Below are 23,088 nucleotides of genomic sequence, written 5' to 3'. Positions count from 1 at the left end.
CGCTCAGCGGCGAAAATCGTGCATGCCTTCAAAGCCTGGTTACCGAGAACTTCCAGCTGTTCGAGAATCCGAAAAGTTAATGCCGAGAAGTATAAAGGTCGCGGATGCCCCAAATCTGACGAAGCGCCAAATGGTAAAAAAGCGCTTCGGGAGCGCACAGTCTTGCTGCCTTTGAAATGAACAAAACCACCAAACAAATCAATTCAGATGGGAGTCGCAAATAAAATTCGCAAAACAATACAACTGCTCAAGCACCGGAGACGTCTGCAGCCTTTCGTGAATTCCTCGATTTTCTTCATGGAGAATGCTGAGCAATCGATTTGGGGTTCGATCACCGAGGAGGACGAAGCTGGCATCGAAGCCGCCGTTGCGTCCGCCTCGTTGCATCCAGGGCCGATCGTCGAGATTGGGGCGCTGTTTGGTCATACAACTACCCTGCTTGCAACACTGAAAGGAACTGACACCCAACTCATCGCGGTAGAGAATTTCACTTGGAATCCCTTTTTTCTCTCAGATGACGAGCATAGGCAGTTCACGAAGCGTTCACTCCGCTACATTTTGAAGAATTGTTCGACATCCATTTATGACGGGTCGGCTGAGGGATTTTATTCAGCGAACCAAGACATGAAGCCGAGCATGGTTTTTATCGATGCAGGCCATGACTATGGCTCTGTCCGCAGAGATATCGACTGGGCAATGCAATCGGGATGCCCTGTCATTTCGGGCCACGACTATCACAAGGAAATCCACCCTGGAGTTGTCAAGGCCGTGGACGAGTCATTCGGCAGCGATGTGCGGATCTTCGGTTCTGTGTGGTTGCATGTGTCTGAGGGGCTTCAAAGTTGAACACGCTTGGGATCGGGTGGCTTGTGCGCCTCTAAGCGACCCAGGCGGGATTTTCAGCGGCGAAAGAGGAGTCGCCCATTCCGCATCTGGGGCTTGAGGATTCGCAGTCCCGGGCTACGACACAAAGCGTCAAATTGACGCTGATTGGTGGGACCAAAACGCCAGGTAGCGAATTCAATGAGAATCGCACATATCCTCGATATCCCACTATGGTCCCATGGTGGAGTGTCACTGCTTGCGAGAGAGATCGCCCTCGGCTTGGCTGACGAGCATGAAACGCATGTCATTTGTCCATCCATGCCGATCTCTGGAGACGTTGATGACATGCGAGAAGTGGGAATCCGGCTGGCTGAATGGAACGAGGGTTTAGACTATCTGGCGGCCGAGTCGTTCCTCGTCCGCTATCTGGAAGACAATCGCATTGAAGTGGCAGTCTTCCATGGGGGGGATTTTTCCTGGGGTGTGCTGAGGAGGAGGCTGTCAACAATCAACAAGATTCCCCGGAGGGGCCGGTCGATCCTTCTGATCAACCATCAATCCAATCCGGCATTTGCTCGGATGCCTGTGCGCGAGAAGCGAAGTGTTCGCGAGCGTCTTGGTGGCGCGGCCGGGTTTGTGGCAGCCTGGGTTTACAAGAATATTCAACTCTACCATCTGAATTATGAGATCAGTGTGTCGGAGTTTGAGCGAAGGCGTGCTTCACGGCGTTACCCGCTCTTCAGAAGAAAGTTCAAGCGGATCTACCACAGCAGGCTGGATTCGGTGGATCTGGAGCCCGATTGGTGGAGTCGCAAGGAGCGTCTGATTCTGTGTGTGGGTCACTACGCGTACCGGAAGGGGCAACACGTGCTCCTTAGGGCGTTTGCTAGGATTGCTGCGAGGCACCCGACCTGGCGGCTTCAACTGGTCGGAGGAACCAATGCCGGCGAGTATCACGAGAGAATCGAGCGTATGCTCGATTTCCTGGAGATCCGCGACAGGGTCGATCTGGTGACCGAGACCTTTGACCCTGATGACTATTTCAGGCGAGCCTCGATCTACGTCCAGCCTTCCCTTTTCGAGGCCTACGGACTCGCCTTGCAGGAAGCGATGCATTTTGGATGTGCATGCATTGGCTCAAGAGTGGGTGGCATTACCGATTCCATTACCGATCCGGAGTACCTGTTTTCTTCTCAGGATGATCGCCAGCTTGCGCGAATAATTGAAGGGCTCGTCGAGAATGAAGAGCTCCTGCACCGGAGGATGCGTGAGAGTCGCAATTTCGTGATCGAGAGCAAGTTGAACCGGGCTTCCATGATTGCCCAATACCGGGAGCTTTATCGGAGTCTGCCATAGGTCGCCGGTGACGTTTTGCGTCGTCTTCAACTCCTGAACCGTGGCGGCCGTTGCCTGTCCTCGAGTCTTTGGGCGACACTCAAGATCCCGCAAGGGTGTTGCCAAAGTTTTTGATTTACTCATTGCCTGGCAGCAGGGTTTCAACGGAGTTCGAGGGCCCGTCTCAGATGAAAATTGGTATCTGCAGTCCATTCATGCCTCAAGAGGTGGAGGATCTGCTGGATCCCCCTTCGCGCAGTCTGCTTGCGGAAATCGGTGGAGTCACGGCGACGCCGGTCGTTCCGCTGGTTCGTTTGTGGCACGAGCAGGGCCAGGAGGTGGCGGTATTTTGCCTGGATCAATCAGTTGTTCGACCCCTGCGATTGGTTGGAGATCGGATTTCGATCGACGTTTTGCCGAAGCGGCGCTTTCGCGAATCCTTGGTGGATTGCTATCGGGTGGAACGGGAGTTGTTGGGGGACGCGGTGATGGGCGCTGCTCCTGATGTCCTGAGTGCCCAGTGGAGCTATGAACATGCCCTTGGAGCCATCGATACTGGGATGCCGACCGTCGTAACGTGTCATGACACGCCCTTGCGATATGCGTGGACCTCGAAGAACTTCTTCATGTCCTACCATGTCTTTGTGGCGGCGATGGTGATTCGGAGGGCTCGTGGGCTCGTTTGCGTCTCACCATACACGGCAAGGCATATCCGCAGATTTTTCCGGCCGAGGTGTGAGCCTGTCACCATCCCCAATGGTATCCCCCGTGAACTGCTTGAGCGCGGGAAGCGGCGGTTGTTGTCTAGCAGTAGTCCGGGGGGCTTGAAGACCATCTGCAGCATTGGAGGTTGGGGGAGACTCAAAAACGTCAAGACACTGCTCAAGGCGTTCTCAATGATGAGATTTCGAAGTTCGGATCCCGCCAGGCTCGTTTTGTTCGGGAAAGGTCTGGGTGCAGGCGGTGATGCGGAACAGTGGGCCAAGGCGCGGAATTTCGACGGCGGGGTTGAATTCAGGGGGAGCGTTCCCTACGAGAGCATCCTCGACTTTCTGGAGGCAGAAGCGGGGCTGATGGTGCATCCATCCTTGGTCGAAACGCATGGGATGGTGCTTGTGGAGGCGATGGCTTGTGGGGTTCCGGTGATCGGTGGTGAGCGGAGCGGGGCGGTTCCATGGACCCTCGGCGATGGCAGGTATGGACGATTGTGCAGGGTTCGTTCGGCAAAGGCTCTCGCACGTACGATGGAGTCTGCCTTGCGGGACAAGGATGGGACCAAGAAGTTGGCGGGGGCTGCATGGGACTCGGTGGCCGAGCGCTTCCTGATCGAGCATACGGCGGCGAACAATCTGCAGGTTCTGCTCGAAACTTCGGCGTCCGGCCTTCCAGCAGGAGGAGCTTCCTCAGGACAAATTTTCGATTGAGGAGATGTCGTTGTCGATCATTTCGCCCTTCACGCATCTGAACGGCCACTACTGGCCCTACACCTGCGATCTTGTCGCGGCACTTGCGGCTGAGGGGGTGGATCTCGATGTTTTTGCGGCCAGGCAGCCGAGGGAGACGTCCGAAATGGCGGGGGGCACGGTCCGGTGGAGCAGATGCTGCCCATGGACGCAGCTTCCGTTTTGTGATGCTTATCGGGGGAGGCACTGGGGCAGCCGAATCGACAACCTATTCCGCAATCTAGAGTTTTTGGCATGCACGAGAAGGGCGTTGGCGGCCTCAGCAGCTCCTCGCCATATCCATTGTGTTGAGTCCACACATCGAATCCTGCTACAGGAGGTTGTTCGTCGCGGGGAAGTCACGTTTTCGTCACTCTGCGTGGGCGCTCCATCCCCAGATCTGTCGAGAGAACGGTACGATGACTACGTTCGTGCCTTTGATACTGGGCGGCTTACTTTCATCGTGGAGACCGTGGCAGTAAAGGAGGCGTGGCAGAGGCTGGCGGGGGAACATGTTGTGCATATTCCGGCCGCATTGCCATGGGCGAAGCACAAGCCCGTTTCTCAGGAGGAGGCACGTCGGAAACTGGACCTTCCGGTCGATGAGACAATCTGCTTGTTCTTTGGGACGCATCGCGAGACGAAGGACTATGACACCGCCGTAAGGGCCGCCGCCGAGTCGAGGTCGGAGCCTTTTCTTCTCTTTGTTGGGCCGGTGATTTCCGGCAATGATCCGGCTTTGCTGGCCTCCACCATCGATTACCCGAAACTGGAGTCTCGTTCAGGATACTTTCCGGATAGTCAGGTTCCGTTGCTCTTCGATGCAGCTGATGCGGTGATGCTTCCATACATGGGTCATTATACCAAGGGGTCGGCGGTATTGCTTCAGGCCTCCCACTATCAAAAGCCCGTGATTGCCACGAAGACGGGTCATCTGCAGGACTTTGTGGAGCAGAACCGAAGCGGAATGTTGTATGAGCCGGGCTCTGCGGCCGACCTCGCCCGGTGCTACGACCGCATTTCCGCTCTCCGGGATTCAGCGGCTACCCATTCTGAGTGGTCCTTCGGAACCGTTCGCGAGAACTACTCTTGGGATGGGCTTTTGCCGAGATACCTTGAGATTTTCCGCAAGCCTTAGGCGCTCCCTACTCGAATCACTAGAGAATTGGGCGCCCGCCAACCGGCGATCGTAAGTCCCGGCATCTCCTTCGCATCCTCAGCTGTATCTCTCCATGAATAAGGTAGAATTTAGAAAACTGTTCGACAAAATTTACTCCAAGTTGCCTGCCGCCTACCACGAGGGGGTATTGAAGACCTACGCGAAGAACCGGGAATTGGCGTTGAAGTCGGGCTTTCAGGTTTTTCCCCAGATGTTCTACAGCCCCCTGATCGACCCGGGCGAGATCGACCACTCTCTGCTCGATCAGAAACGGGACCTCCCAGGGATCGAAATCAACCTTGATGCCGCTTTGGAATTGGTCCAAGAGCTCGGATCTTACGCTGATGAGTTCGATCGGTGGGCTCCTCGCGACGGTTCTGGGAGAATCGAATGGAGCGAGACCTTTACGACGATGGACAGCGCGTTCCTCTACACCTTGATTCGGCACTTGAAGCCAAAGCGCTACATCGAGGTGGGTTGTGGCCATAGCTCACGGGTATCATCTGCGGCGTTGCGGGCGAATGCGGAAGAAGGGCATGAAGTCGATTCTTCCTACATCGAGCCATATCCCGGGCCGATCCTCGATGGTTTTGATCTGCATGGTGAACTGGTGGTTAAGAGGATCGAGGAGATGCCGATTGAGTATTTCAAGAGCCTTGGTGCGGGTGACATCCTGTTTATCGACACCAGCCATGTCATCAAGGCTCAGAATGATGTCGAATGGGAGCTGCTTCACATCTTTCCATCCCTGGCAAGCGGGGTCTCTGTCCATATTCACGACATCTACACTCCGTACGAGCAGCCCCAGTGGTGGTTGCTTGATCTCTACCTGCCGCGCTATTCAAATGAGCAGTATGCCTTGGAATGCCTTCTGAGTGGTGGCGGCTCTTTTGAAACCCTCCTTCCAATACATCTGCTTGGCAGGGAGCACCCTGAGGAACTGAGCCAACTCATCACGAAAGGGCTCGATCATGGGCAATCATACTGGATCCGAAAATGCTGAGACAGATCAGCCAGGGAATTCGGCCAAGCTGCCGCCGCGCTAATCGGGGGGCATGCGGTCTCGGGGCTATGTAACCCCACTTTCTGTTATCATGTTTATTCCATGGGCCATCCATGCTGATGTACACGGTAACACACAGGGCGAGATCTTGAAAAATTGCCTGTCCATATTTCTTTGAAAGAACAGATGAGGGTCTTCACATGTACACCCAAGCGATTCGTTGGTGATCCGAGTCATTTCGCCCGTGAGTCGGGGCTCTTCTCTGTCGGCTTGAGTCTAATCGGAGTGAAGTCGAGGGCGATCATGCCTGGGCCGCCAATGGATGGAGATGATCCCCGATTATTGAGGACTGATTACTCAAATCTGGAATCCAAAGAATGGTGGGAGTCGCTAAAACTGGACGGCCTGATCCTGTACTCGTGGGCTGCCCCCCGTTACAATCGGATCGTGGAAGCGGCAAGCCGTGCGGGAATCAAGGTGCTCGCCAATATGGACACCAGTGGGGTCGTTTCGCCTCTTGCATGCCGGTCGGAGTGGCTGAGGGAAGCGCATGTTCCAGTTGTTCATGGTGACATGAATCCGCTGAGGAAAGGGGTGGAGCTTGCCAAGCTTGTTGTCGAGCTCGCCACCCATCGGGTTTCCCGGGGGCGCCTAAGGCACTATGCTGCCGCAAGTGTCATATCGGCCTGCACGCCCCATGCCGCTATTTGGATTCCCAACGAGGCGATCAGGCTTGGCAGATCCGACCTCGCAGAGAAGTTTGTCTACTTGCCGCATCCTCAGATGAAGGCGTTTCGATACGACGGATCCATTAAGGAGCCGCTCGTGATTTCGGTTGGGCGCTGGCACCAAGCTGATTGGGGTCAGAAGAATCCCCGCGTGTTATTGAAGGCGTACGCTAGCTTCCTTGAGCAAATGCCGGGATGGAAAGGAATGATTGTCGGTGCGGGAGCCTCTGATCTCCCTCGGCTCCTGGGATTTGACGTTGGTCGGACTAGTAATCGGTTGTCCTTCCTTGAGCATATGCCAGCAGCGGAACTCCCGAAGCTCTATCAAAGGGCCCGAATTGGATTTTGGAGCTCCCGATGGGAAGGTCAACAGGGTACTGGCGCACAAGCGCTCTGTTGTGGATGCACTGTTGTGGCTCCATTTTCTGCACAGAACAGTTGTTTTCGACACTACGTCTCCCGGGCGAGTGGCCGTCTCGCCTGGCGCAACGAGCCATCTGCATTGGCACTGGAGCTCGTGCTTGAGGCGAGGGCCTGGGAAGCCGGATATCGAGACCCAGAGCAAATTGGTAGCGCATGGAGTCAAGAATTTCATGCTGACGCAGTTGCTGCCCGAGCCCTTAGGGAACTAGGACTTGTGGCGTAAATTTCGACTTTATTGAATCTGATATGTTGTGAATCAATGGCCAAGAGTCTCTCAAAATTCAAGGCGTTCATCTACTACGTCCTAGCTGAAAGCCCGGTCGCGTCTCTGCTTGGGAGAATGCTGTGGAGTCCGGTTCCGACTTGGCATGGCCCCTTCTACGCTTCGAGGAACTGTCGGGCCAATACCAAGTCCACTCTGCTGTTTGGATTGTATGAGTTGGCAGAGCGCAAGCTGATACAGCGGCACTTGCCCCCGGACCATGACTGTGTTGAGTTGGGAGCGAGTATGGGTGTGGTGAGCCGCTGTATTGCACGGAGACTCGGACCTGGGCGGTCGTTGCTGATGGTCGAACCTGCTCCTGACAACTTTGAGGTCTTGCAGCTAAACACCAAACATGTGAGCTTCAAGGAGCTCGATGTTCACTTGATTAATCGGGCCTTGTCCTACGCATCTGACGTCGTTCATCTGGATACTTCTGCGGGAAGTCTTGGGGGAAGAGTTTCGGAGGGTGATCTTGGCCACTCAGTAGCCGTGGAGTCGGTTCGCCTCGATGCGCTGGTGCCGGAGCCGCCATATTCGATTGTCATGGACGTCGAGGGGGCTGAGTTTGAACTGATGAGGCATGCAGATCTCCGGGGCTGTTGCTGTCTCATTGTTGAGCTTCACGGCGACACTGATGCGAATCAGGAGTTTGTCCGGTGGGTTGACTCGGAGGGCTTGAGGATGGTTGAACGGAAACATCAGGTCTGGTGCTTCGTGCGTTGATTTTGAGGCCATTTGTCTCGGTTTAGGGCCAGGGCCTTCTAGAGCCGCGCTTTGGATTCCTTGTGATAGCATGCCTGAGTTTGCACCCTTCGAGTGAAGTGGCTCTCTTGAGGGAGTGGGATGTGCTTTCCAATATTGTTTCAGATCTTACACCGCCTTTGAGTTTTGCTGAGCCTAGTATGTAAGGCGCAGATCTTAATGGCTTTGACTAGTGCTCTTCAACTCCTGGGAATTTTTGGTCCTGCTTGCGGGCACGGTGGCCTTGTATTACCTGCCACTCGTCGGTCCGGCCCGGCGGGTTTGGCAGGTTGGACTGCTGTTGGCCTCCAGCGCTGTCTTTTATTCATGGGAGAATCCAAAGCTGTTGCTGCTGCTGGGGGTGTCGTGCCTCCTCAATGCAGTGGCGGTGGAGCGGATCCTGTTCCACAAGAGTCAGGGGTCAGAGCCCAGGTGGCAGGAGTCAGAAGATGAAGAACGAAAAGGTTCCGCTGCCGATAATTCAAAATTTCAGTGTTTCAGCTTCTACCAGCACCGCAGGGCACGCCGTTGGTTGGCCGGAACTGTAGCGGCAAATCTCGGGCTACTGGCCTTCTTCAAGTATGCGGGCTTTCTGACAAATCTGGCTCCTGATGTCCTGATTCCTGTCTCCTGGAAGATCTGGTTCAGCGACATCCCCCTTCCGGTCGGGATCTCCTTCTACACCTTCCAGGGCATCAGCCTGGTGGTCGATACCTGGCGTCGGGATGTCAGTCCGCATGCGCTCGAGATGCTCCAACGGAGGGGGCGCAACCGGGCCGCCTCATTGCGCGACCTCTCGTTCTACATCTCGTTTTTTCCGCAGTTGGTCGCGGGCCCCATCGTCAAGGCCCGTGATTTCTTGGATCAGATCGGGGCGAAAGCCTGGCGTGAGATCGACTGGATCACGGTGCGTCGTGGCCTGATCGTTGGATACTTCCTCAAGATCTTCGTCGCTGACAACTTGGCAGAGCAGACCGGGGCGCTGACGATTGGGGCCGAGAAGGTGGCCGGCATGAGCACGGTGGTGAGCCTGTCGCTGCTGTATTCCTATTCACTGCAGATCTTCGCCGACTTCGCCGGCTATTCGCTGATCGCCATCGGTCTCGGGGCCCTGTTCGGCTACAAGCTGCCGCCCAACTTCAACTTCCCCTACCTCTCCACCAGCATCACCGAGTTCTGGCGCCGGTGGCACCTTTCCCTTTCTTCCTGGCTCCGGGATTACCTCTACATTCCACTGGGTGGAAACCGCAAAGGTGCCGGCCGGACCTACTTCAACCTCTTCCTCGTCATGTTCCTCGGTGGCCTTTGGCACGGGGCCGCGTGGAAGTTCGCCATCTGGGGCAGCCTGCACGGAATCTTCCTCGCGATCGAAAGGCTTGCGTCCAGGAGACAGGGGACAGATCAAGTGCCTGCCCAATCCCCGCAGGCAACCCGATTTTTCAGCATTTCAGCTTTTCAGCGTTTCTGCATTTACACCATCAAGTGGCTCCTCACCTTCCATGTCGTTACCTTCCTCTGGCTGACCTTCATGATGCCGGACATGCAGAGTATCGGCGCCTTCTTCGAGGCGGCGACGTCGATGCGATTCAGCTTCTCCGGTCCTCCGGTGTTCGCCCTCGGGTTTTATGGTGTCGCCGTGGTCGCCTATCATGCATGGGGGTGGCTCAGAGAGCATCGATCCTCAATCGCGACCAGGCTGGCGCGGTCGCGTCTCGAGCCACTTTGTCATGCCTTGCTGATCTTCCTCGTGGTGACGAATCCCGGGGCTCCGAGGGGATTCATCTATTTCCAGTTCTAGAAAGTAGGGGCGCATTGCAGGCGCCTTCCAGTGACTGTGGAACGAGAATGAGGAGAGCTTCGCGCGTCGTATTCGCATCACACCGACAGGGGGCCTGCAATGCGCCCTCCTTTCGGCTTCGCCGGAAGAAGGGAGGGCGACCTGCCCACCGTGGCCTTTGGCGGAGGTCGGGTCGTGTCGATGCCTTGAGGTGACGGTGAAGAAAGAATGAGGAGAGCAGCGCGCATCGTATTCGCATCACACCGTCAGGGCGCCTGCAATGCGCCCCTCCTTTCGCCCGGCTGAAGCCGGCCGCACCTGCCCTCCTCCCACCGACACGCCACCTTCATGCGCTACTTTGCTCCATTGCTGATCGGTCTCGCGTTCTGCTTCGCCGTCCAAGCCCTCGCCCTCCGGGCGGTTGGGGGACGCACGGCCAAGAGTGAATCGAACTTCTTCTCATCAATCGGGCGCATTCAGGCAGGAGCTTATGGAGAAGCCAAGGTTATGGTGTTGGGCTCATCGATTACAGGGAGACTCCCCGATCGGGCCCAAGGTTTTGACGGATGGGCGAACATGGGTTGTGACGGTGGTAGTGCTATTGATGTCCTCCGCGCGATGGATAACGGAGTGCTCCCTGTCGCACCGCAACTCGTGATTGAAGCGAACACACTGCACTTACCGCTGGAGCGTGCCGATACCGAGATTGGTCGGGCGATGAAAGGGAATTGGTTCAAGGTGGGGATGAAAGTTCCTCAGTTGTCCGCGTCTGCTCGTCCTGCGGCGTTCTTCTACAGTAAACTTCTTGAAAGGCGGATTGGTGTTTCTGCACGGCCGGAAGGTGATGATCTTGATGTGTCGACTCGGCCGACTGCGGTGGGCGGAGGCATTCAACCGGAGTTGGCGGCCGCCCAGCGGGAGCTGTTCAATGAGGTGAAGAGCATTTTGCGACGACTCAAGATTGGCGAGGGCACCGAGGTCGTCTTTGTGTGGCTACCACCCGCGAGATCCCCTGGCTCTCCCCCACCTTCATGGATTCTCGAACTGGCGCGGGAAAGTGAGGCCCCTTTCTGGGATCTTGGCCAAGACGCTGGGGAAGACGGTGTAGTCTTGACAGACGGAGTGCACATGGATGCAGCCAGTGCGGCTCGCACCATGCGGAGTCTTCGCATCGGATTGGCCGACTTAGAGTAGACAAGTGGGGCGCGGCTGAATCGAGAAAAATGCAGCCTGCGCTACGACTCCAACAATTATCAAATTTCACTACCCCAAAAAGCCATGCGTGTACTCATCTCGGCCTATGCCTGCGACCCGTATCGGGGGTCAGAGCCAGGAGTCGGATGGGCGGCGGTGGCCGCCATATCAGGGCAACACGATGTCTACGTGCTGACGGATATCCATAACGAAGAGGGTTGGGAAAGAGCCACTCAAGAAGGGTTAGTTCCTAAAAATGTTAGAGTTCGGTTCCTGCGCAAGCATCGGCGTTGTAGTGAGAATCGGTTTGTAGCCCATTTACAGAGCTGGCTGAGTTTTCGTCGATTCAACAGCATGGTGTTGAAAGCCGCCCTTGAATGGCATTCCGAGGAAGCCTTCGACCTGTGCCACCACGTTACCGTGGCTGCATGGCGGCTTCCATCTCCTTTGTGGAAGATGCCCATCCCTTTCATCTGGGGCCCGATCGGAGGTGCTGGTGTCGTCGGTCGCCCTTTTCGCCGCATGTTGAGCCCGTCCGCACGGATCTTTGAAGCAGCCCGCGACATCAGTACGTGGCGCACTCTGAGTTCGAAAGCTTTTCGGGATTGCATGGCGAAGTCAGCGGTCGTTTTTCCGGCGAACGAGGAGACACTGCAACTATTGGAGCCATACCGGCCCGGCAAGGACCTACGCAAACTCCCCATCGCCTCCTTACCGGAGGCCAAGGTCACCAGGTTCGCGTGTAAAAAGGTGCTCGGGCCCAAGGAAGGCGAGCTCAAGCTGTTTGCGGGAGGCAACATGATCGGCTCAAAGGGGCTGTCGATGGCATTGAAGGCGCTCGCAATCGTGCGAGATCGGGGCGTTCCTTTCCATTACACCATCGCTGGCGGCGGCCCCGAAATTCCAAAGGTCCGGAAGCTTATCGAGGTGTTGGATCTAGAGAGCGAAGTGACCCTTCATCGAGGATTCCGCGGAGAGGAATACGTCACGGCACTACACTCCCACGATATCTACTTTCTACCCAGCCTCCGCGAAGGCACTCCGGTAACCATGCTCGAGGCATTGTTGGCAGGATGTTTCCCTGTTGTCGCAAAAGCCAGCACCCAAGGTGAGATTGCAGCAATGGTAAATGGGATTGCAGCCGAAGGATCGACTCCCGAAGAAATGGAACACGCCCTCGCAATGGGACTCCTCTGGTGCGATTCGAACCGGGAAGAAATGGCGGGTATTGCCGCCGCCGCTCCCGCAACGATCGCTGCCGCGTTTTCGTTAAAGCACTATATTGCTGAAATATTGGAGTCCTACCGGGTGTCTGTAGCAGCGACTCCTGTTTACACCCCACCCAGAGATTCGTGAAATAAGTATTGGCAGGCATGGCTTGACAGCAATGTTTGCATATGTTTGTCTAAAGTAACTAAATTATCTAGGTCTCTTCCTTCTGTCCAAAAAGTAAAATATGAAAGTTGCAGTCCAAATCCCGATCAAATCCCGATCAAGCACACGAGTTCCCAACAAAAATTTCAGAGATTTGGCCGGGAAGCCTTTCTCATGCTGGCTTCTCGACGAAGTCTGTAATTTTTGCCCAAAGGATTGGGATATTTATGTCGATAGTGAGAATAAAAGCGCACACGATTTTTTCGAGAATCGCTACAACGACCGGTTGCTCTTCCATCAGCGTGAGGAGTGGTTTGCGTCAGATGCGGCGAATGGGAATCACTTAATGCATCAGTTTGTCACGATGCATCCGGAATATGATGTAATTGCTCAAATGTATGTCACTGCGATTTCTCTAAAGGGAGAAGTTATTATGGAGGCAATGAATGCGTTCATGGAGGCATTGGATAAATACGACTCAATGCTCCTTGTGACTGAGAATACTGGGTGGTACTGGCACAATGGAAGACCACTAAATTACGATCCGAATAGGCCAGATGGACTTCCTAGATCGCAAGATGCGGTAGTCTACGAAGAGACAACCGGGCTCTATGCCATTACTCGGGATGCGGCACTTAGAACCGGTTGTAGAATTGGCAAGAATCCATTAATGTACAAAGTTCCGAAGAAGTTCGCTATGGATGTTGATACAATGGAGGACTTCGAGGAGGCTCAAGCTCGCCTGGTGGGGAGAAATTGTGGTGACCTGTAACTTGGAGGGGCTTGAGGTAATTTTCGCACGAAATGACCTCTTGGCATGGGTAAAGACCGTCTAAAAGACTTCCAAGGAGTTTGCTCGGGTGGCGAATGTCTGGTGGTAACCTGTGGTCCGTCGCTCAATCAACTTTCGGATGAAGAGTTAAGAAGTCTCGCTGATGGTCGTTTTGTGATTGCCATAAAGCAGGCCTATTTGAGATGTCGAGATTTTGCTGATCTTGTCCTTCTTAATAATGTCAATAATAGGAAGTTGGATATTGATCGGGGAAGAACTGCGGTGTTCCTTGCATCAGTAGGGCAAGGTAGGCCGGTGTTTGAGCGAGCCGACTGGCGGACGATTACGGTTCCTGTGCTTCCAGGCACAAGGAGCGAAGAGGACCTTCCGGATGGATGGGATCCGTGTCTTGAAAACTCGCTTGTCTGGAAAAGTTCTTACAACGACTTTCTTCTTGAACGGTCTTTAGAGCGACCGTTTGGCCCCGGGATTTTTTATGAGCAAGCCATTTACTGGGCCGTTCATTTGGGAGTTTCTCGATTGGTGGTTGCGGGTTGGGATATTGGCTCACCGGCCAAGAGGATTGAACACTTTGATTCAGGGCGACTTAAGGGGCGAAGAGTGAGTTTCGCATTTCCGAAGCCTTCGAATTTGCCTTCCTGGGCCCGATCGGTGGGGCGATGCGCGAGGCGCTTCATTGGGCCGCCGCTTGCGGGTGTAAATTACATATGTGGAAGGAAATACAACTGCGCGATCGGAGGAGCAACCAGTGGAGAGTTGGAGTTAATTAAGGCCAAGAGCTACGAAGTTTATCGATGGCTTTCCAAAAATGGAGTTGAATTGGAGTTAATTTCACACTTTAGCGAAGCGGATGAGAGGATTCCCAGGGTGGAGGTGGATGAGGTGGTGGGTCGCTCTGATTACACGCGGTTCTGATTAAATGTTCCGGTTCTCCATTGTCACCCCAAGCTTCAATCAGGGCGGCTTTCTGCCTATGTGTGTGGAAAGTGTCCTTGCTCAAGAGGGCGTTGAGTTCGAGCACATCGTGACGGATGCCGGATCGACCGACGAAACCCTCGAGGTGTTGAAGCGCTACCCGCATCTTCGATGGACAAGTGAGCCGGACGAGGGGATGAGCGCCGGGATCAACAAGGGATTCCGGCAGGCGACGGGGGACTGGGTGATGTGGTTGAACTGCGACGACTACCTCCTGCCCGGAGCGCTGGCCAAGGTCGCGGCTCACGCGGAACAACACCCTGAGGCGGATGTCATCCATGGTGATTGCGTGTTCGTGGATCTGGAGGGCGAGGTGATCCGGCGGAAGTTCGATACCCCGGTGGATGAGTGGGATTTTCTTTTCGTCGGATGCTGCATCCCATCGACCGCGACCTTTTACCACCGGCGGATCATCGAGGCGGGTCATTTGCTCGATGTTGCCTATCGCAACTGCATGGACTGGGAATACTACCTCCGGCTCACCCGTGCGGGTTTCACTTTCTCCTATCTAGCCGAGCCCCTGGCCGGCTTCCGCTGGCACGAGGAGAGCACCACGCAGAAGAACTGGCAGCGGATGATCGATGAAGGGCTGAAGGCGCAGCGAGCGCACATCCGTGAGGAGGGGCTGCCTTCATGGCTCGGTTGCTCGAGACTGCTTGGTATTCTCCGGCGATTGTTTCAGGCCCGCCGTGTGGGCAAGAGACTGCTGTGTCATGGCCGAATTCGCTAGAAGGCAGATGCCAGATCGGACTTCAGGATTGCCACTGGTCGTCTTCGCCCAGGTTCCGCCGCCGGAGCATGGGCAGAGCCGGATGGTGGCCTTGGGTTTGGAAGCGCTCCGGAATGCACCGGAGCGTTTTGATGTACATCACATCGATGCACGTTTTTCCGATCATCTGGATGAGATCGGGGAAGGCTCGCTGCGCAAGCTGTGGCGGGGTGCAGGATACGTGGTCCGGGCTGTGCACCTGCGCATGGGGCTGAAGCGCCCGGTACTCTATTATGTTCCGGGGCCGGTGAAGTGGAGTGCGGTGATCCGGGATTGGCTCGTGCTCGGAGTCCTCCGGATCAGCTACCGGACCGTCTGCTTCCACTGGCACGCGATTGGGCAGGGGGAATGGGCGACGGGGTCGGAGCGAGTGCGGCTCCCGGGTCCGGTCTGGCTCGACCGTATTGCCCGGACGATCAGCCGGATCGTGTTGTGGCGGCCGGAGAAGTCGCTGGTGGTGTGCGAGACCTCTCGTCGGGATGCGGACGCCTTGTCGTCGCGGGAGGTTCACGTGGTCCCCAACGGGGTGGATGCCCCTGCAGGACTGCGGATCCGCCCGGCCGAGGCGGGGGATTCCCTGCATCTCCTCTTTCTCGGGCATGGAACCCGGGCCAAGGGCTTGCTCGATCTGCTCGAGGCCCTTGAAGGACTGGCGAAGGAAGGACAGTTCGAGGAGTCGACCGAACTTCGACTCAGTCTCGCGGGAGGAATCTCACCGACGATCCGGGAAGCCTGCGACGAAGCGTTCGAGTCCTTGCGTGGCGTGTGGGGGGATCGGCTCCGGATCAAGGAGCATGGGTTTCTCGATTCCCGGCAGAAATGGGAGCTTTACCAGTCCGCCGACCTCTTCGTCGCACCGAGTCGTTGGGAAAGCTTCGGCCTGACGGTGGTGGAAGCGATGGCCACGGGTTTGCCGATCGTGGCTGCCGGCTCGGACGGGGTGACCGGCATTCTCGGGGAAGACTATGATTTTCTCGTTCCGGTGGGCGAACCGGAGCGACTGGCCGGTGCCCTCGGTGAAGCACTGGCCAAGCTCCGGAAGGGGGAACTGTCCGATCTCGGCCACCAACTCAGGGCCCGCTACGAGGAGAACTTCCGGCTGACGCATTTCCGCTCGGCCTTTGTCGAGGCACTGGGCTCCGAGGCCCGTGCGGTCGAAGCGCGCCCGCTCCGCCTGCTGGCCTACCTCGCGGACCAGAATCCGATGCTTGGACGGAGCCTGGGGATCTCGCGGATGACCGACGTGGTGCTGGGAGCGGTCGGTGAGCGGGAGGACGTCGAACTGGGCGTGGTGGTTTCCGGTTCTTCGGTCCAGGGGCCGGCGAACGCCAGTTCGGTGACGCGCTTGCCGTGGTCGACCAAGAGCCATCTGATGCGGGTGGTCACGGACAACCTTCATCCCATCCTCGGTTCCCCCTCGCGCCGCCCGGACGTCTGGTATTTCCCGAAGGGGTTCATGCCCCGCCTCCGCGGGCGCTGCCGCCCGGCGGTGGTGACCATCCACGACACGATCATCCAGTACTATCAGGACAATTATCCGAAGTGGCGCCTGGAGGCGGAATACACGTACTGGGCCGCAATGCTTCGGAACACGCTGAGCCATGCGGCGGCGATCATGACCGTCTCCGAGAACGCGAAGGGTCAGATCCTCGACTTCATGCGTCGGCACGGGCTTCCGGAGAAGGAGATCCACGTGACCTACGAGCCGTGCCTTTACGAGTCCCTCCCGCAACCGGAGGCCCCGGCGAAGGCGGACTACGTGCTGCATCTCGGTTCCCTGGAGCCGCACAAGCGGACGAGCTGGCTGGTGAAGCTGTGGGCGGAGGCGGTGCGTTCGGGCCGTGAAGTTCCGCAGTTGCACGTGGTGGGCAAGCTGCCGACGGAGGTGGAGAAGCTGGTCGGGGAAGTGCGGGAAATCGTGTATCTTCCCTTCCTCGAGGACCGGGCGCTGGTGTCGCAGTTCACCGCGGCCCGGGCGCTGATGTTTCCCTCGGAAGTGGAAGGCTTCGGCCTGCCGGCGATCGAGGCGTATTACCTCGGCACCCCGGTCTGTTACACGCTCGGGACCTCGATCGAGGAGGTGCTGGCACCGGCCGACGGCAAGGGCGGGTTCGATCTCGAAGATCCCGCCTCCCTGTGGTCGGCCCTCGACGAGGTATTGGCAATGACGCCGGAGGAGGTTCGCGACTGTGGCCTGGCGCTGCGGGAGAAATACAGTTCCCGGCAGGTGGTCGAGCGGATGATGGAAGTGTTTGAGAGAGTGGCTCGTGATCGGTGATCGGTGATCGGTGAGAAGTGAGAAGTGAGAAGTGAGAAGTGAGAAGTGAGAAGTGAGAAGTGAGAAGTGAGAAGTGAGAAGTGGGCGCGGCATGGCCGCCAAGGTCAGGCGGTATTGGAACGCCGGGTTCACCCGGCTTGCCAGGGTGAGGAGAGGCGAGGCCGGGGCGCGGGGAAAGGAGGGGCGCATTGCACTTGTCCCGCCGTAGCCTTGGCGAAGGGGGAGGCGCCCGGAGGTGACGGTGGGGGGAGAATGAGGGGAGCTCCGCGCGGGGTATTCGCCTCACACCGACGGGGCACCTCCTCCTTCGCCACCACCTTTGCCAAAGCTACGGAGCCTCATGAAGGCTTCGGAGGACAGGTGCAGGACACCGCTCCTTTCGGGCTGCGCCCGTGAAGATGGGGGGCAAGAATCTGAAACGCTGAATGCGGCGGGAGCGGTAGCGACCCTTACCCGGGTAAAGCCTGAGCGGCATGGGGCGAGCACCTTTCCTTCGCTTTGTCATTCCTTGACTTCTTGAGCCATTATGAGCACTTTTGAGTCATGAAAAGTCCTTCCGTCCTGCTTCGAGCCCGGGTTCCAGAGGAGCGGTATCGCAATGCCGAGCAGATTCTGAATCGTCTGGGATTGAATCCGGGGGATGCGGTCAATCTGCTTCTGGCTCAGATCGAGCTTCGTCAGGGACTGCCTTTTGACGTTTCCCTGAGTGGCGGCGGCTTGCTGACATCGGCCCAGCAGGCTGAATCATGGACGGAGGCGCTGGGTGAATACTGAGTCTTCGGCGGGGGAGGTCTGGTTCGCCGATCTCGGGATGGCGGTCAAGAGTCGGCCCGTGCTGGTGCTGGCTTATCCTTCCTCCGACGACGCCCGCGCTCTTGTGATCGTCGCACCACTCACCTCCCAGATCCGTGGAATGCGGGGTGAGGTGGAAATTGGCAAGCCTCGCTGGCTGCCCAAGCGATCTGCCGTCAACGTGCAGGGCCTCGCGAGTTTCGACCGGCACGCTCTGTTCCGGCGCATGGGCCGCCTCGACACCGCAGCGATGGACAAGGTGAAAGCCGCGCTGCGTGATATCCTGAACCTTTGACCCCGTCTCAGTCGCTCTCCACCGGCAGGGCGCCTCGCCCTTCGCCAAGGTTACGGCGGGACAAGTGCAAGGTGCCGTTCTTTCGGCTTCGCCGGAAGCCCTCTCGTTTCAGCATTTGTTTCCCCTTCCTTCGTCTTGTTTTTCCGGCGAATGCACTGAGAATGAGGACATGGAGCTTTTGCAGCGGATTACCGTGGAAGAAGGAAAGTGCGGCGGGAGGCCGTGCATCCGGGGGTATCGCATGCGGGTGTCGGATCTGCTGTCGCTGCTTGCGCATGGTGCGACTCATGAGGAGATCCTCGAAGACTATCCCTTTTTGGAAGCTGACGATATTTCCGCGTGCCTGACATACGCCGCGCATCAGGCGGATCATGCGGTGGTGGCGGTGGCGTCGTGAAGTATCTGATCGACAACCAATTGCCCGTCGCGCTGGCTCGGGCGCTGGCCGAAAGTGGCCGGGATGCCGTCCGCGTGCTCGATTGGAACCTTGCGCAAACCAGTGATCCGATGATTTGGAAGAGGGCGCTGGATGAGGGGATGATTGTGATCACCAAGGACGAGGACTTCTTTCACTTGGCCAACCGGGAGGGGGACCGAGGGCGAGTTTTGTGGATTCGGATGGGCAACACGCGGAAAGCAGCCTTGTTGTCCCGCATTCTTCCCCAGATGGCAGAGATCGAGGGTTGGTTCAACGAAGGCCAGCGGGTGGTTGAAGTTCGTGGATAGGCGATGTTGAGGGTTGGGCAGGCGGGAAGCGCCGGAGTGGCGCTCTCCGGAGCGCCATGAGAAAGGGAAGGCGAACTCCGGTCGCCGTGGTGCGCTGAATGATCGGAAGGCTGGAAAGCCTCCTTCCCTTTCATATGGCCCCTTGAAAGGAGCCACTCCTTTCCGTGGCGGCTGCCACGCGGTCAGACCTCCACCCGGCCCAGCGAGATGACTTCGATTTTCTTGATGTCTGGAAAATCCAGACCGCCTGCGGGTGAAGCCGCCGATCCTGGTCGGTCGCCTCAAGCAGCACATTGGTATCGACCAACAGCCTGCGACCTCGATCAATCTTCATAAATGGCTTCCCGGGTCCAATTCTGCCGACCTCCGGCCTTCACGGTAAGGAGTGCAAATTCATCGGGTTCGGGCTCAATCACCTCCCGCGCGGCCTCCTCCAGCAGCGTAAGGAGTTCGCCCTGAAGTGAACGATGATGCCGGGCTGCCCGCCGCTTGAGCCGTTCAACCGTTTCTTCCGGCACCTCCCGGATGTGCAGCGATTTCATACCGGTAGCATCATGCTTTCAATCCAAGGAGCAAGGTGGAAGCGCCGGGTTCACCCGGCTCGCCAAGGTGAGGAGAGGCGAGTCCGAAGCGAGGGGAAAGGAGGGGCGCATTGCAGGCGCCCGGGGGTGACGAAGGGGGGCGCCTGCGGCGCAGTGGTGAGTGAGAAGTGGTTGTGAGACGGAGCGCCGGGGTGAGGAGGTGTGGTGAGGGGTGCAAGGAGGGGCACCTTGCAGGTGCCCGGAGGTGACGGTGGAGAGAGAATGAGGAGGGCTTCGAGCGTTGCATTCGCATCACGCCGACACGGCGTCTCCCCCTTCGCCAAGGCTACGGCGGGACAAGTGCAATGCGCCGCTCCTTTCGGGCTTCGCTCGGTGCCTTCTTATTTCAGCTTGTCAGCCTTTACTCTTCAGTGACCGACAATATCTATCTCCAGCTCACGGAAGCGTTCAATCGGGGCAGGACCCGTGCGATTGTCAGTTCCGGGCAGGCGGTGGTGTTGCATCGGCTTGCCATCATGAGCAAGGACGGCGACTGGATCGTCCGGGAAAATCCTGAGGATCTCGCCTTCATCCGGGATGAACTCGGGCGGCGAGGTGCCACCTATCGGTTCGGCGCGCCCCTGGACGAGCGCTGGCTGGCGGGGGGATGGAGTTCCCACTTCGAGTTTGCAGCCAACGGCATGAGGGTCCGTTGCGATTTCTTCTCGAGGCCACCCCGCCTTTCCGCCAATGAGTTGGGTCAGCTTTGGGAGCGGGAGGGTCGGAAGCCGCTTCCCTACCTCGATGTGGAATCCCTGGTGCGGGTGAAGCAGACGCAGCGGGAGAAAGACTATGCGGTGATCGGCGAACTCGCCCGCAAGCTTCCGCCCGAGCGCCAGTTGCTTTGTTCGAGAAGCGCCCGGGATCTCATCGAACTGGCATCCCGGGATCCCGACATGGTGAGCACACTGATTTCGGAAAGACCTCTGCTTGGGCATGCCGTGCGAGGGGACCGGGAGGCGCTGGAGGAATCGCTCGACCGGGAGCGGAGAAGTCTGATGAGGGCGGACGAGGAACGGCTCGATGCCTACGCGGTGGCGGCCGCTCCATGGCGTGCGGCATGGCCGGGCTTGCAGTCTTCCCTTGGCGGGGTGCCGCTTGGCAAGGCCCATGCAGGCATCTTGCAGGCGGCGGAAGGAGTGTTACCCTTTAATCCATGAGTGGGAAGTGCGGCCCGGTCCGTCAGGAGTTTCTCAGCGAGGAAGACCTGGACCTCCAGAACCTGAGTTGGGAGGAACTGATCGCCGTATGGAATCAGTGGCTGTTGCAGGCGCAGAGCACGAACGACGAGGACAAGGACTCCTATGAGCATGGAGTGTTCCAGAATGTAAAAGTTGAAAGCGGGGAAGCGGGGAAGCGGGGAGCGGGGAGCGGGGAGCGGGGAGCGGGGAGCGGGGAGCGGGGAGCGTGGAGCGGGGAGCGGGGAGCGGGGAGCGTGGAGCGGGGAGCGGGGAGCGTGGAGCGTGGAGCGGGGAGCGGGGAGCGGGGAAGAGTGAAGAGTGAGGAGTGAGGAGTGAGGAGTGAGGAGTGAAGCGTGAAGGAGCGCCGGGTTCACCCGGCTTGGCGAAGGTGACGCGGTATCGGGAAAGCGTGGAAAGAGCCGAGGTCTCAAAGTCCAAAAGTCGAAAGTCCTCCCGCTGCGGTGGCCCGAACATCGAGCACTCTGGCTCTCATCCTGCTCTCAGCATTGATTCCTCCCCCTCGGTCTTGTCTTTCTCAAAATCGCACGGAATATGGCTCCATGACTGAAGCACTTGAAATCCAGTCCCATGTACAGATCGACGACGACGGTCGCGCCTGGATCGATGACTCGAATGTCAAGGTCGTTGAAGTCGTCCGGGATCATATCGCCTACGGGTGGAGCCCCGAGGAGATCCACTGGCAATATCCTCATCTCGGTCTCGCCCAGATTTATGCCGCATTGGCATACTACCACGACAACCGATCCGCCATGGATGGTGAGATCGAAGCGAGCTTGCTGGCTGCCGACACAGCGGCTCGAATCGCCGAGGATTCTCCAATCGCTCTCAGGCTCAAGGGCCTGTCCCGACGATGAGTCTTTCGCTTTCCATGGATGTTCACGTCCCCCGTGCGATCACCCGGTCCTTGATTGCAGGTGGAGTCGATGTCATCACCGCACAGGAGGACGACTGCGCGAGAATGCCTGATCCCGAGCTGCTTGATCGGGCGAGTTCGCTTGGTCGCATCATCTTCACCCGGGATGATGATCTGCTCGCTGAAGCAACCCGCAGGCAGCGTGAAGCCCTCTCGTTTGACGGTGTGATTTATGCCCACCAGATGCGCGTGAACATCGGCCAGTGCATTCATGACCTTCGTCTGATGGCGGAATGCCTGATGCCGGAAGAGGTGGTTGATACCGTCATTTACCTTCCCCTGAAATAGCGCCGAGCGGAAAGGAGCGCCGGGTTCACCCGGCTCGCCAAGGTGAGGAGAGGCGAGTCCGAAGCGCGGGGAAAGGAGGGGCGCATTGCAGGCGCCCGGAGGTGGCGGTGGAGAAAGAATGAGGAGGGCTTCGCGCGTCGCATTCGCATCACACCGACACGGCGCCTAACCCGGATTTCTCACGTCCCGTGAGAAATCCGCCCGGAGGGCCGACGGAGTCGGGGTTAGCCTCGATAGGCACTGCAACACACTGTCTAACAAAAACTATCGCCAGAATCTCCTGCAGTGCCGTATCGGTCTGGCCTGCGGCCAGATGCATTTCTCACTCGTGAGAAATGCAGGCTAAAATGCGCCGCTCCTTTCGGCTTCGCCGGATGTCCTTTCAGCATTTCAGTTTTTCAGCATCTCAGCTTTTGCTCCCCAAATGCTCCGTGCCATTTTGAGAAACGCGGGCTTTGATCCGCGCCGTCTTGTTTCGGCGTGGCGTGGCTGGCGGCGCTATGTCCGCGATAGGAGATCCTTCCGCTCCGCGCAGGGAGCCGGGGCCTGGAAGTGGGGCCGCGAGCTGCCGATGCTGACGGAGTGGGAGGAGCAGGCCGGATCATTAGGAGCCTATTTCCACCAGGATCTGACGGTGGCCCGTTGGGTGCGCGAGGCGGAGCCTCAACGCCATGTCGATGTGGGTTCCCGGATCGACGGATTCATCGGTCATCTTGCGGTGTTCCGGGAAGTCGAGGTGCTGGACATCCGGCCGTTGAACGAAGCCATTCCCGGAGTGTTGTTTCATCAACTCGACCTGATGGAACCGCTTCCGGCCGAGTGGGTCGCATCCACGGATTCGCTCTCCTGCCTCCATACGATCGAGCATTTCGGGCTGGGCCGATATGGCGATGCCATCGATCCCACGGGCCACGACCAGGGGCTTCAGGCTCTCAAGTCGATGGTTCGGCAGGGTGGACGGCTTTATCTTTCGACACCCATTGGTGACGAGCGGATCGAGTTCAATGCCCACCGGGTCTTTGCGCCATCGACCGTGGCGGGCTGGTTTGACACAGGATGGGAGATCGAGAAGAGCGCGATCCTTGATGAACGGAACCGGCTGGAGGAGTCGGTGGGTGCGGAGGCCTTGCTCGGGTACTCCGGGAAGACCGGCCTGGGGATGGTTGTGGCGAGGAAGGAGAGCGGTTCCTTGGTCGGTAGCACGAGTTAA

General features: G+C 57.7%; 25 protein-coding genes. 24 read left to right on the top strand and 1 reads right to left on the bottom strand.

The genetic code is table 11. The features are described from left to right. The 19 genes from ACG2LG_RS17985 to ACG2LG_RS17895 all read left to right on the top strand — a co-directional run. The coding region (locus ACG2LG_RS17985) for a hypothetical protein (RefSeq protein WP_396261323.1) at positions 1 to 180 on the top strand (180 nt) is incomplete at its 5' end. Positions 181 to 276: 96 nt separating this feature from the next. Then, a complete protein-coding gene (locus ACG2LG_RS17980; protein ID WP_396261321.1) occupies positions 277 to 846 on the top strand; it encodes a class I SAM-dependent methyltransferase in 570 nt (189 codons plus the stop codon). A gap of 225 nt (positions 847 to 1,071) precedes the next feature. Then, on the top strand, positions 1,072 to 2,181 hold the full coding sequence (locus ACG2LG_RS17975) for a glycosyltransferase family 4 protein (protein ID WP_396261319.1): 1,110 nt from the start codon (positions 1,072 to 1,074) through the stop codon (positions 2,179 to 2,181). Positions 2,182 to 2,348: 167 nt separating this feature from the next. Beyond that, complete coding sequence (locus ACG2LG_RS17970) at positions 2,349 to 3,584, top strand: glycosyltransferase family 4 protein (protein WP_396261317.1); 1,236 nt, start codon at positions 2,349 to 2,351, stop codon at positions 3,582 to 3,584. Between the two features lie 490 nt (positions 3,585 to 4,074). Next, complete coding sequence (locus ACG2LG_RS17965) at positions 4,075 to 4,740, top strand: glycosyltransferase (RefSeq protein ID WP_396261315.1); 666 nt, start codon at positions 4,075 to 4,077, stop codon at positions 4,738 to 4,740. A gap of 94 nt (positions 4,741 to 4,834) precedes the next feature. Continuing rightward, the gene (locus ACG2LG_RS17960; protein WP_396261313.1) at positions 4,835 to 5,764 is read left to right on the top strand and encodes a class I SAM-dependent methyltransferase; all 930 of its coding nucleotides are present in this window, start codon (positions 4,835 to 4,837) and stop codon (positions 5,762 to 5,764) included. Positions 5,765 to 5,950: 186 nt separating this feature from the next. Continuing rightward, positions 5,951 to 7,138, top strand: a complete 1,188-nt coding sequence (locus tag ACG2LG_RS17955) for a glycosyltransferase (protein WP_396261325.1) — start codon at positions 5,951 to 5,953, stop codon at positions 7,136 to 7,138. A 36-nt stretch (positions 7,139 to 7,174) separates the two neighbouring features. Then, positions 7,175 to 7,903, top strand: coding sequence for an FkbM family methyltransferase (locus ACG2LG_RS17950; RefSeq protein WP_396261312.1), 729 nt, complete (start codon positions 7,175 to 7,177; stop codon positions 7,901 to 7,903). A 550-nt stretch (positions 7,904 to 8,453) separates the two neighbouring features. After that, a complete protein-coding gene (locus ACG2LG_RS17945) occupies positions 8,454 to 9,719 on the top strand; it encodes an MBOAT family O-acyltransferase (protein ID WP_396261310.1) in 1,266 nt (421 codons plus the stop codon). A gap of 327 nt (positions 9,720 to 10,046) precedes the next feature. Beyond that, positions 10,047 to 10,892, top strand: a complete 846-nt coding sequence (locus ACG2LG_RS17940; RefSeq protein ID WP_396261309.1) for a hypothetical protein — start codon at positions 10,047 to 10,049, stop codon at positions 10,890 to 10,892. 189 nt (positions 10,893 to 11,081) lie between these two features. Next, positions 11,082 to 12,248 carry a glycosyltransferase family 4 protein gene (locus tag ACG2LG_RS17935; RefSeq protein ID WP_396261307.1) on the top strand — a complete coding sequence of 389 codons (1,167 nt, stop codon included), beginning with the start codon at positions 11,082 to 11,084 and terminating at the stop codon, positions 12,246 to 12,248. A gap of 100 nt (positions 12,249 to 12,348) precedes the next feature. Continuing rightward, entirely contained in the window at positions 12,349 to 13,038 is a 690-nt protein-coding gene (locus ACG2LG_RS17930) for a cytidylyltransferase domain-containing protein (RefSeq protein WP_396261305.1), read from the top strand. Positions 13,039 to 13,083: 45 nt separating this feature from the next. Next, a complete protein-coding gene (locus tag ACG2LG_RS17925; protein WP_396261304.1) occupies positions 13,084 to 13,974 on the top strand; it encodes a hypothetical protein in 891 nt (296 codons plus the stop codon). Positions 13,975 to 13,978: 4 nt separating this feature from the next. Continuing rightward, on the top strand, positions 13,979 to 14,764 hold the full coding sequence (locus ACG2LG_RS17920; protein WP_396261302.1) for a glycosyltransferase family 2 protein: 786 nt from the start codon (positions 13,979 to 13,981) through the stop codon (positions 14,762 to 14,764). 7 nt (positions 14,765 to 14,771) lie between these two features. Further along, a complete protein-coding gene (locus ACG2LG_RS17915) occupies positions 14,772 to 17,081 on the top strand; it encodes a glycosyltransferase family 4 protein (protein ID WP_396261301.1) in 2,310 nt (769 codons plus the stop codon). Between the two features lie 543 nt (positions 17,082 to 17,624). Next, positions 17,625 to 17,855, top strand: a complete 231-nt coding sequence (locus ACG2LG_RS17910; protein WP_396261299.1) for a type II toxin-antitoxin system RelB/DinJ family antitoxin — start codon at positions 17,625 to 17,627, stop codon at positions 17,853 to 17,855. Next, positions 17,845 to 18,168 (top strand): type II toxin-antitoxin system PemK/MazF family toxin, encoded by a 324-nt coding sequence (locus tag ACG2LG_RS17905; protein ID WP_396261297.1) that lies wholly within the window; start codon positions 17,845 to 17,847, stop codon positions 18,166 to 18,168. Before ACG2LG_RS17910 ends, ACG2LG_RS17905 begins: the two co-directional genes overlap by 11 nt. 169 nt (positions 18,169 to 18,337) lie before the next feature. Continuing rightward, positions 18,338 to 18,565 carry a DUF433 domain-containing protein gene (locus ACG2LG_RS17900; protein ID WP_396261295.1) on the top strand — a complete coding sequence of 76 codons (228 nt, stop codon included), beginning with the start codon at positions 18,338 to 18,340 and terminating at the stop codon, positions 18,563 to 18,565. After that, entirely contained in the window at positions 18,562 to 18,894 is a 333-nt protein-coding gene (locus ACG2LG_RS17895; RefSeq protein WP_396261293.1) for a DUF5615 family PIN-like protein, read from the top strand. The genes ACG2LG_RS17900 and ACG2LG_RS17895 overlap by 4 nt, the downstream gene beginning before the upstream one ends. A 323-nt stretch (positions 18,895 to 19,217) precedes the next feature. On the opposite strand, the gene ACG2LG_RS17890 is transcribed toward ACG2LG_RS17895, so the two are convergent. Further along, positions 19,218 to 19,436 carry a FitA-like ribbon-helix-helix domain-containing protein gene (locus tag ACG2LG_RS17890; RefSeq protein ID WP_396261291.1) on the bottom strand — a complete coding sequence of 73 codons (219 nt, stop codon included), beginning with the start codon at positions 19,434 to 19,436 and terminating at the stop codon, positions 19,218 to 19,220. Between the two features lie 410 nt (positions 19,437 to 19,846). On the opposite strand from ACG2LG_RS17890, the gene ACG2LG_RS17885 reads away from it, so the two are divergent. The 5 genes from ACG2LG_RS17885 (at position 19,847) to ACG2LG_RS17865 (ending at position 23,088) form a co-directional block, all read left to right on the top strand. Beyond that, a complete protein-coding gene (locus tag ACG2LG_RS17885) occupies positions 19,847 to 20,635 on the top strand; it encodes a hypothetical protein (RefSeq protein WP_396261289.1) in 789 nt (262 codons plus the stop codon). Further along, a complete protein-coding gene (locus tag ACG2LG_RS17880; RefSeq protein ID WP_396261287.1) occupies positions 20,632 to 20,985 on the top strand; it encodes a hypothetical protein in 354 nt (117 codons plus the stop codon). The genes ACG2LG_RS17885 and ACG2LG_RS17880 overlap by 4 nt, the downstream gene beginning before the upstream one ends. A gap of 231 nt (positions 20,986 to 21,216) precedes the next feature. After that, entirely contained in the window at positions 21,217 to 21,531 is a 315-nt protein-coding gene (locus ACG2LG_RS17875; RefSeq protein ID WP_396261286.1) for a DUF433 domain-containing protein, read from the top strand. A gap of 14 nt (positions 21,532 to 21,545) precedes the next feature. Then, positions 21,546 to 21,878, top strand: a complete 333-nt coding sequence (locus ACG2LG_RS17870) for a DUF5615 family PIN-like protein (RefSeq protein ID WP_396261284.1) — start codon at positions 21,546 to 21,548, stop codon at positions 21,876 to 21,878. A gap of 424 nt (positions 21,879 to 22,302) precedes the next feature. Next, positions 22,303 to 23,088: a DUF268 domain-containing protein gene (locus tag ACG2LG_RS17865; RefSeq protein WP_396261282.1), complete on the top strand. Its 786-nt coding sequence runs from the start codon at positions 22,303 to 22,305 to the stop codon at positions 23,086 to 23,088.

This window comes from Haloferula sp. A504, assembly GCF_044385805.1.
In the GTDB taxonomy this organism is placed as follows: domain Bacteria; phylum Verrucomicrobiota; class Verrucomicrobiia; order Verrucomicrobiales; family Akkermansiaceae; genus Haloferula.
This window is presented reverse-complemented; position numbering and strand designations above follow the sequence as displayed.

What these genes read in the sequence shown, in the direction of transcription:
- ACG2LG_RS17970 (WP_396261317.1), top strand. Translation starts at nt 2,349, where the DNA reads ATGAAAATTGGTATCTGCAGTCCATTCATGCCTCAAGAGGTGGAGGAT.
- ACG2LG_RS17960 (WP_396261313.1), top strand. Translation starts at nt 4,835, where the DNA reads ATGAATAAGGTAGAATTTAGAAAACTGTTCGACAAAATTTACTCCAAG.
- ACG2LG_RS17955 (WP_396261325.1), top strand. Translation starts at nt 5,951, where the DNA reads ATGAGGGTCTTCACATGTACACCCAAGCGATTCGTTGGTGATCCGAGT.
- ACG2LG_RS17950 (WP_396261312.1), top strand. Translation starts at nt 7,175, where the DNA reads ATGGCCAAGAGTCTCTCAAAATTCAAGGCGTTCATCTACTACGTCCTA.
- ACG2LG_RS17940 (WP_396261309.1), top strand. Translation starts at nt 10,047, where the DNA reads ATGCGCTACTTTGCTCCATTGCTGATCGGTCTCGCGTTCTGCTTCGCC.
- ACG2LG_RS17930 (WP_396261305.1), top strand. Translation starts at nt 12,349, where the DNA reads ATGAAAGTTGCAGTCCAAATCCCGATCAAATCCCGATCAAGCACACGA.
- ACG2LG_RS17925 (WP_396261304.1), top strand. Translation starts at nt 13,084, where the DNA reads ATGGGTAAAGACCGTCTAAAAGACTTCCAAGGAGTTTGCTCGGGTGGC.
- ACG2LG_RS17920 (WP_396261302.1), top strand. Translation starts at nt 13,979, where the DNA reads ATGTTCCGGTTCTCCATTGTCACCCCAAGCTTCAATCAGGGCGGCTTT.
- ACG2LG_RS17915 (WP_396261301.1), top strand. Translation starts at nt 14,772, where the DNA reads ATGCCAGATCGGACTTCAGGATTGCCACTGGTCGTCTTCGCCCAGGTT.
- ACG2LG_RS17910 (WP_396261299.1), top strand. Translation starts at nt 17,625, where the DNA reads ATGAAAAGTCCTTCCGTCCTGCTTCGAGCCCGGGTTCCAGAGGAGCGG.
- ACG2LG_RS17900 (WP_396261295.1), top strand. Translation starts at nt 18,338, where the DNA reads ATGGAGCTTTTGCAGCGGATTACCGTGGAAGAAGGAAAGTGCGGCGGG.
- ACG2LG_RS17890 (WP_396261291.1), bottom strand. Translation starts at nt 19,436, where the DNA reads ATGAAATCGCTGCACATCCGGGAGGTGCCGGAAGAAACGGTTGAACGG.
- ACG2LG_RS17880 (WP_396261287.1), top strand. Translation starts at nt 20,632, where the DNA reads ATGAGTGGGAAGTGCGGCCCGGTCCGTCAGGAGTTTCTCAGCGAGGAA.
- ACG2LG_RS17875 (WP_396261286.1), top strand. Translation starts at nt 21,217, where the DNA reads ATGACTGAAGCACTTGAAATCCAGTCCCATGTACAGATCGACGACGAC.
- ACG2LG_RS17870 (WP_396261284.1), top strand. Translation starts at nt 21,546, where the DNA reads ATGGATGTTCACGTCCCCCGTGCGATCACCCGGTCCTTGATTGCAGGT.
- ACG2LG_RS17865 (WP_396261282.1), top strand. Translation starts at nt 22,303, where the DNA reads ATGCTCCGTGCCATTTTGAGAAACGCGGGCTTTGATCCGCGCCGTCTT.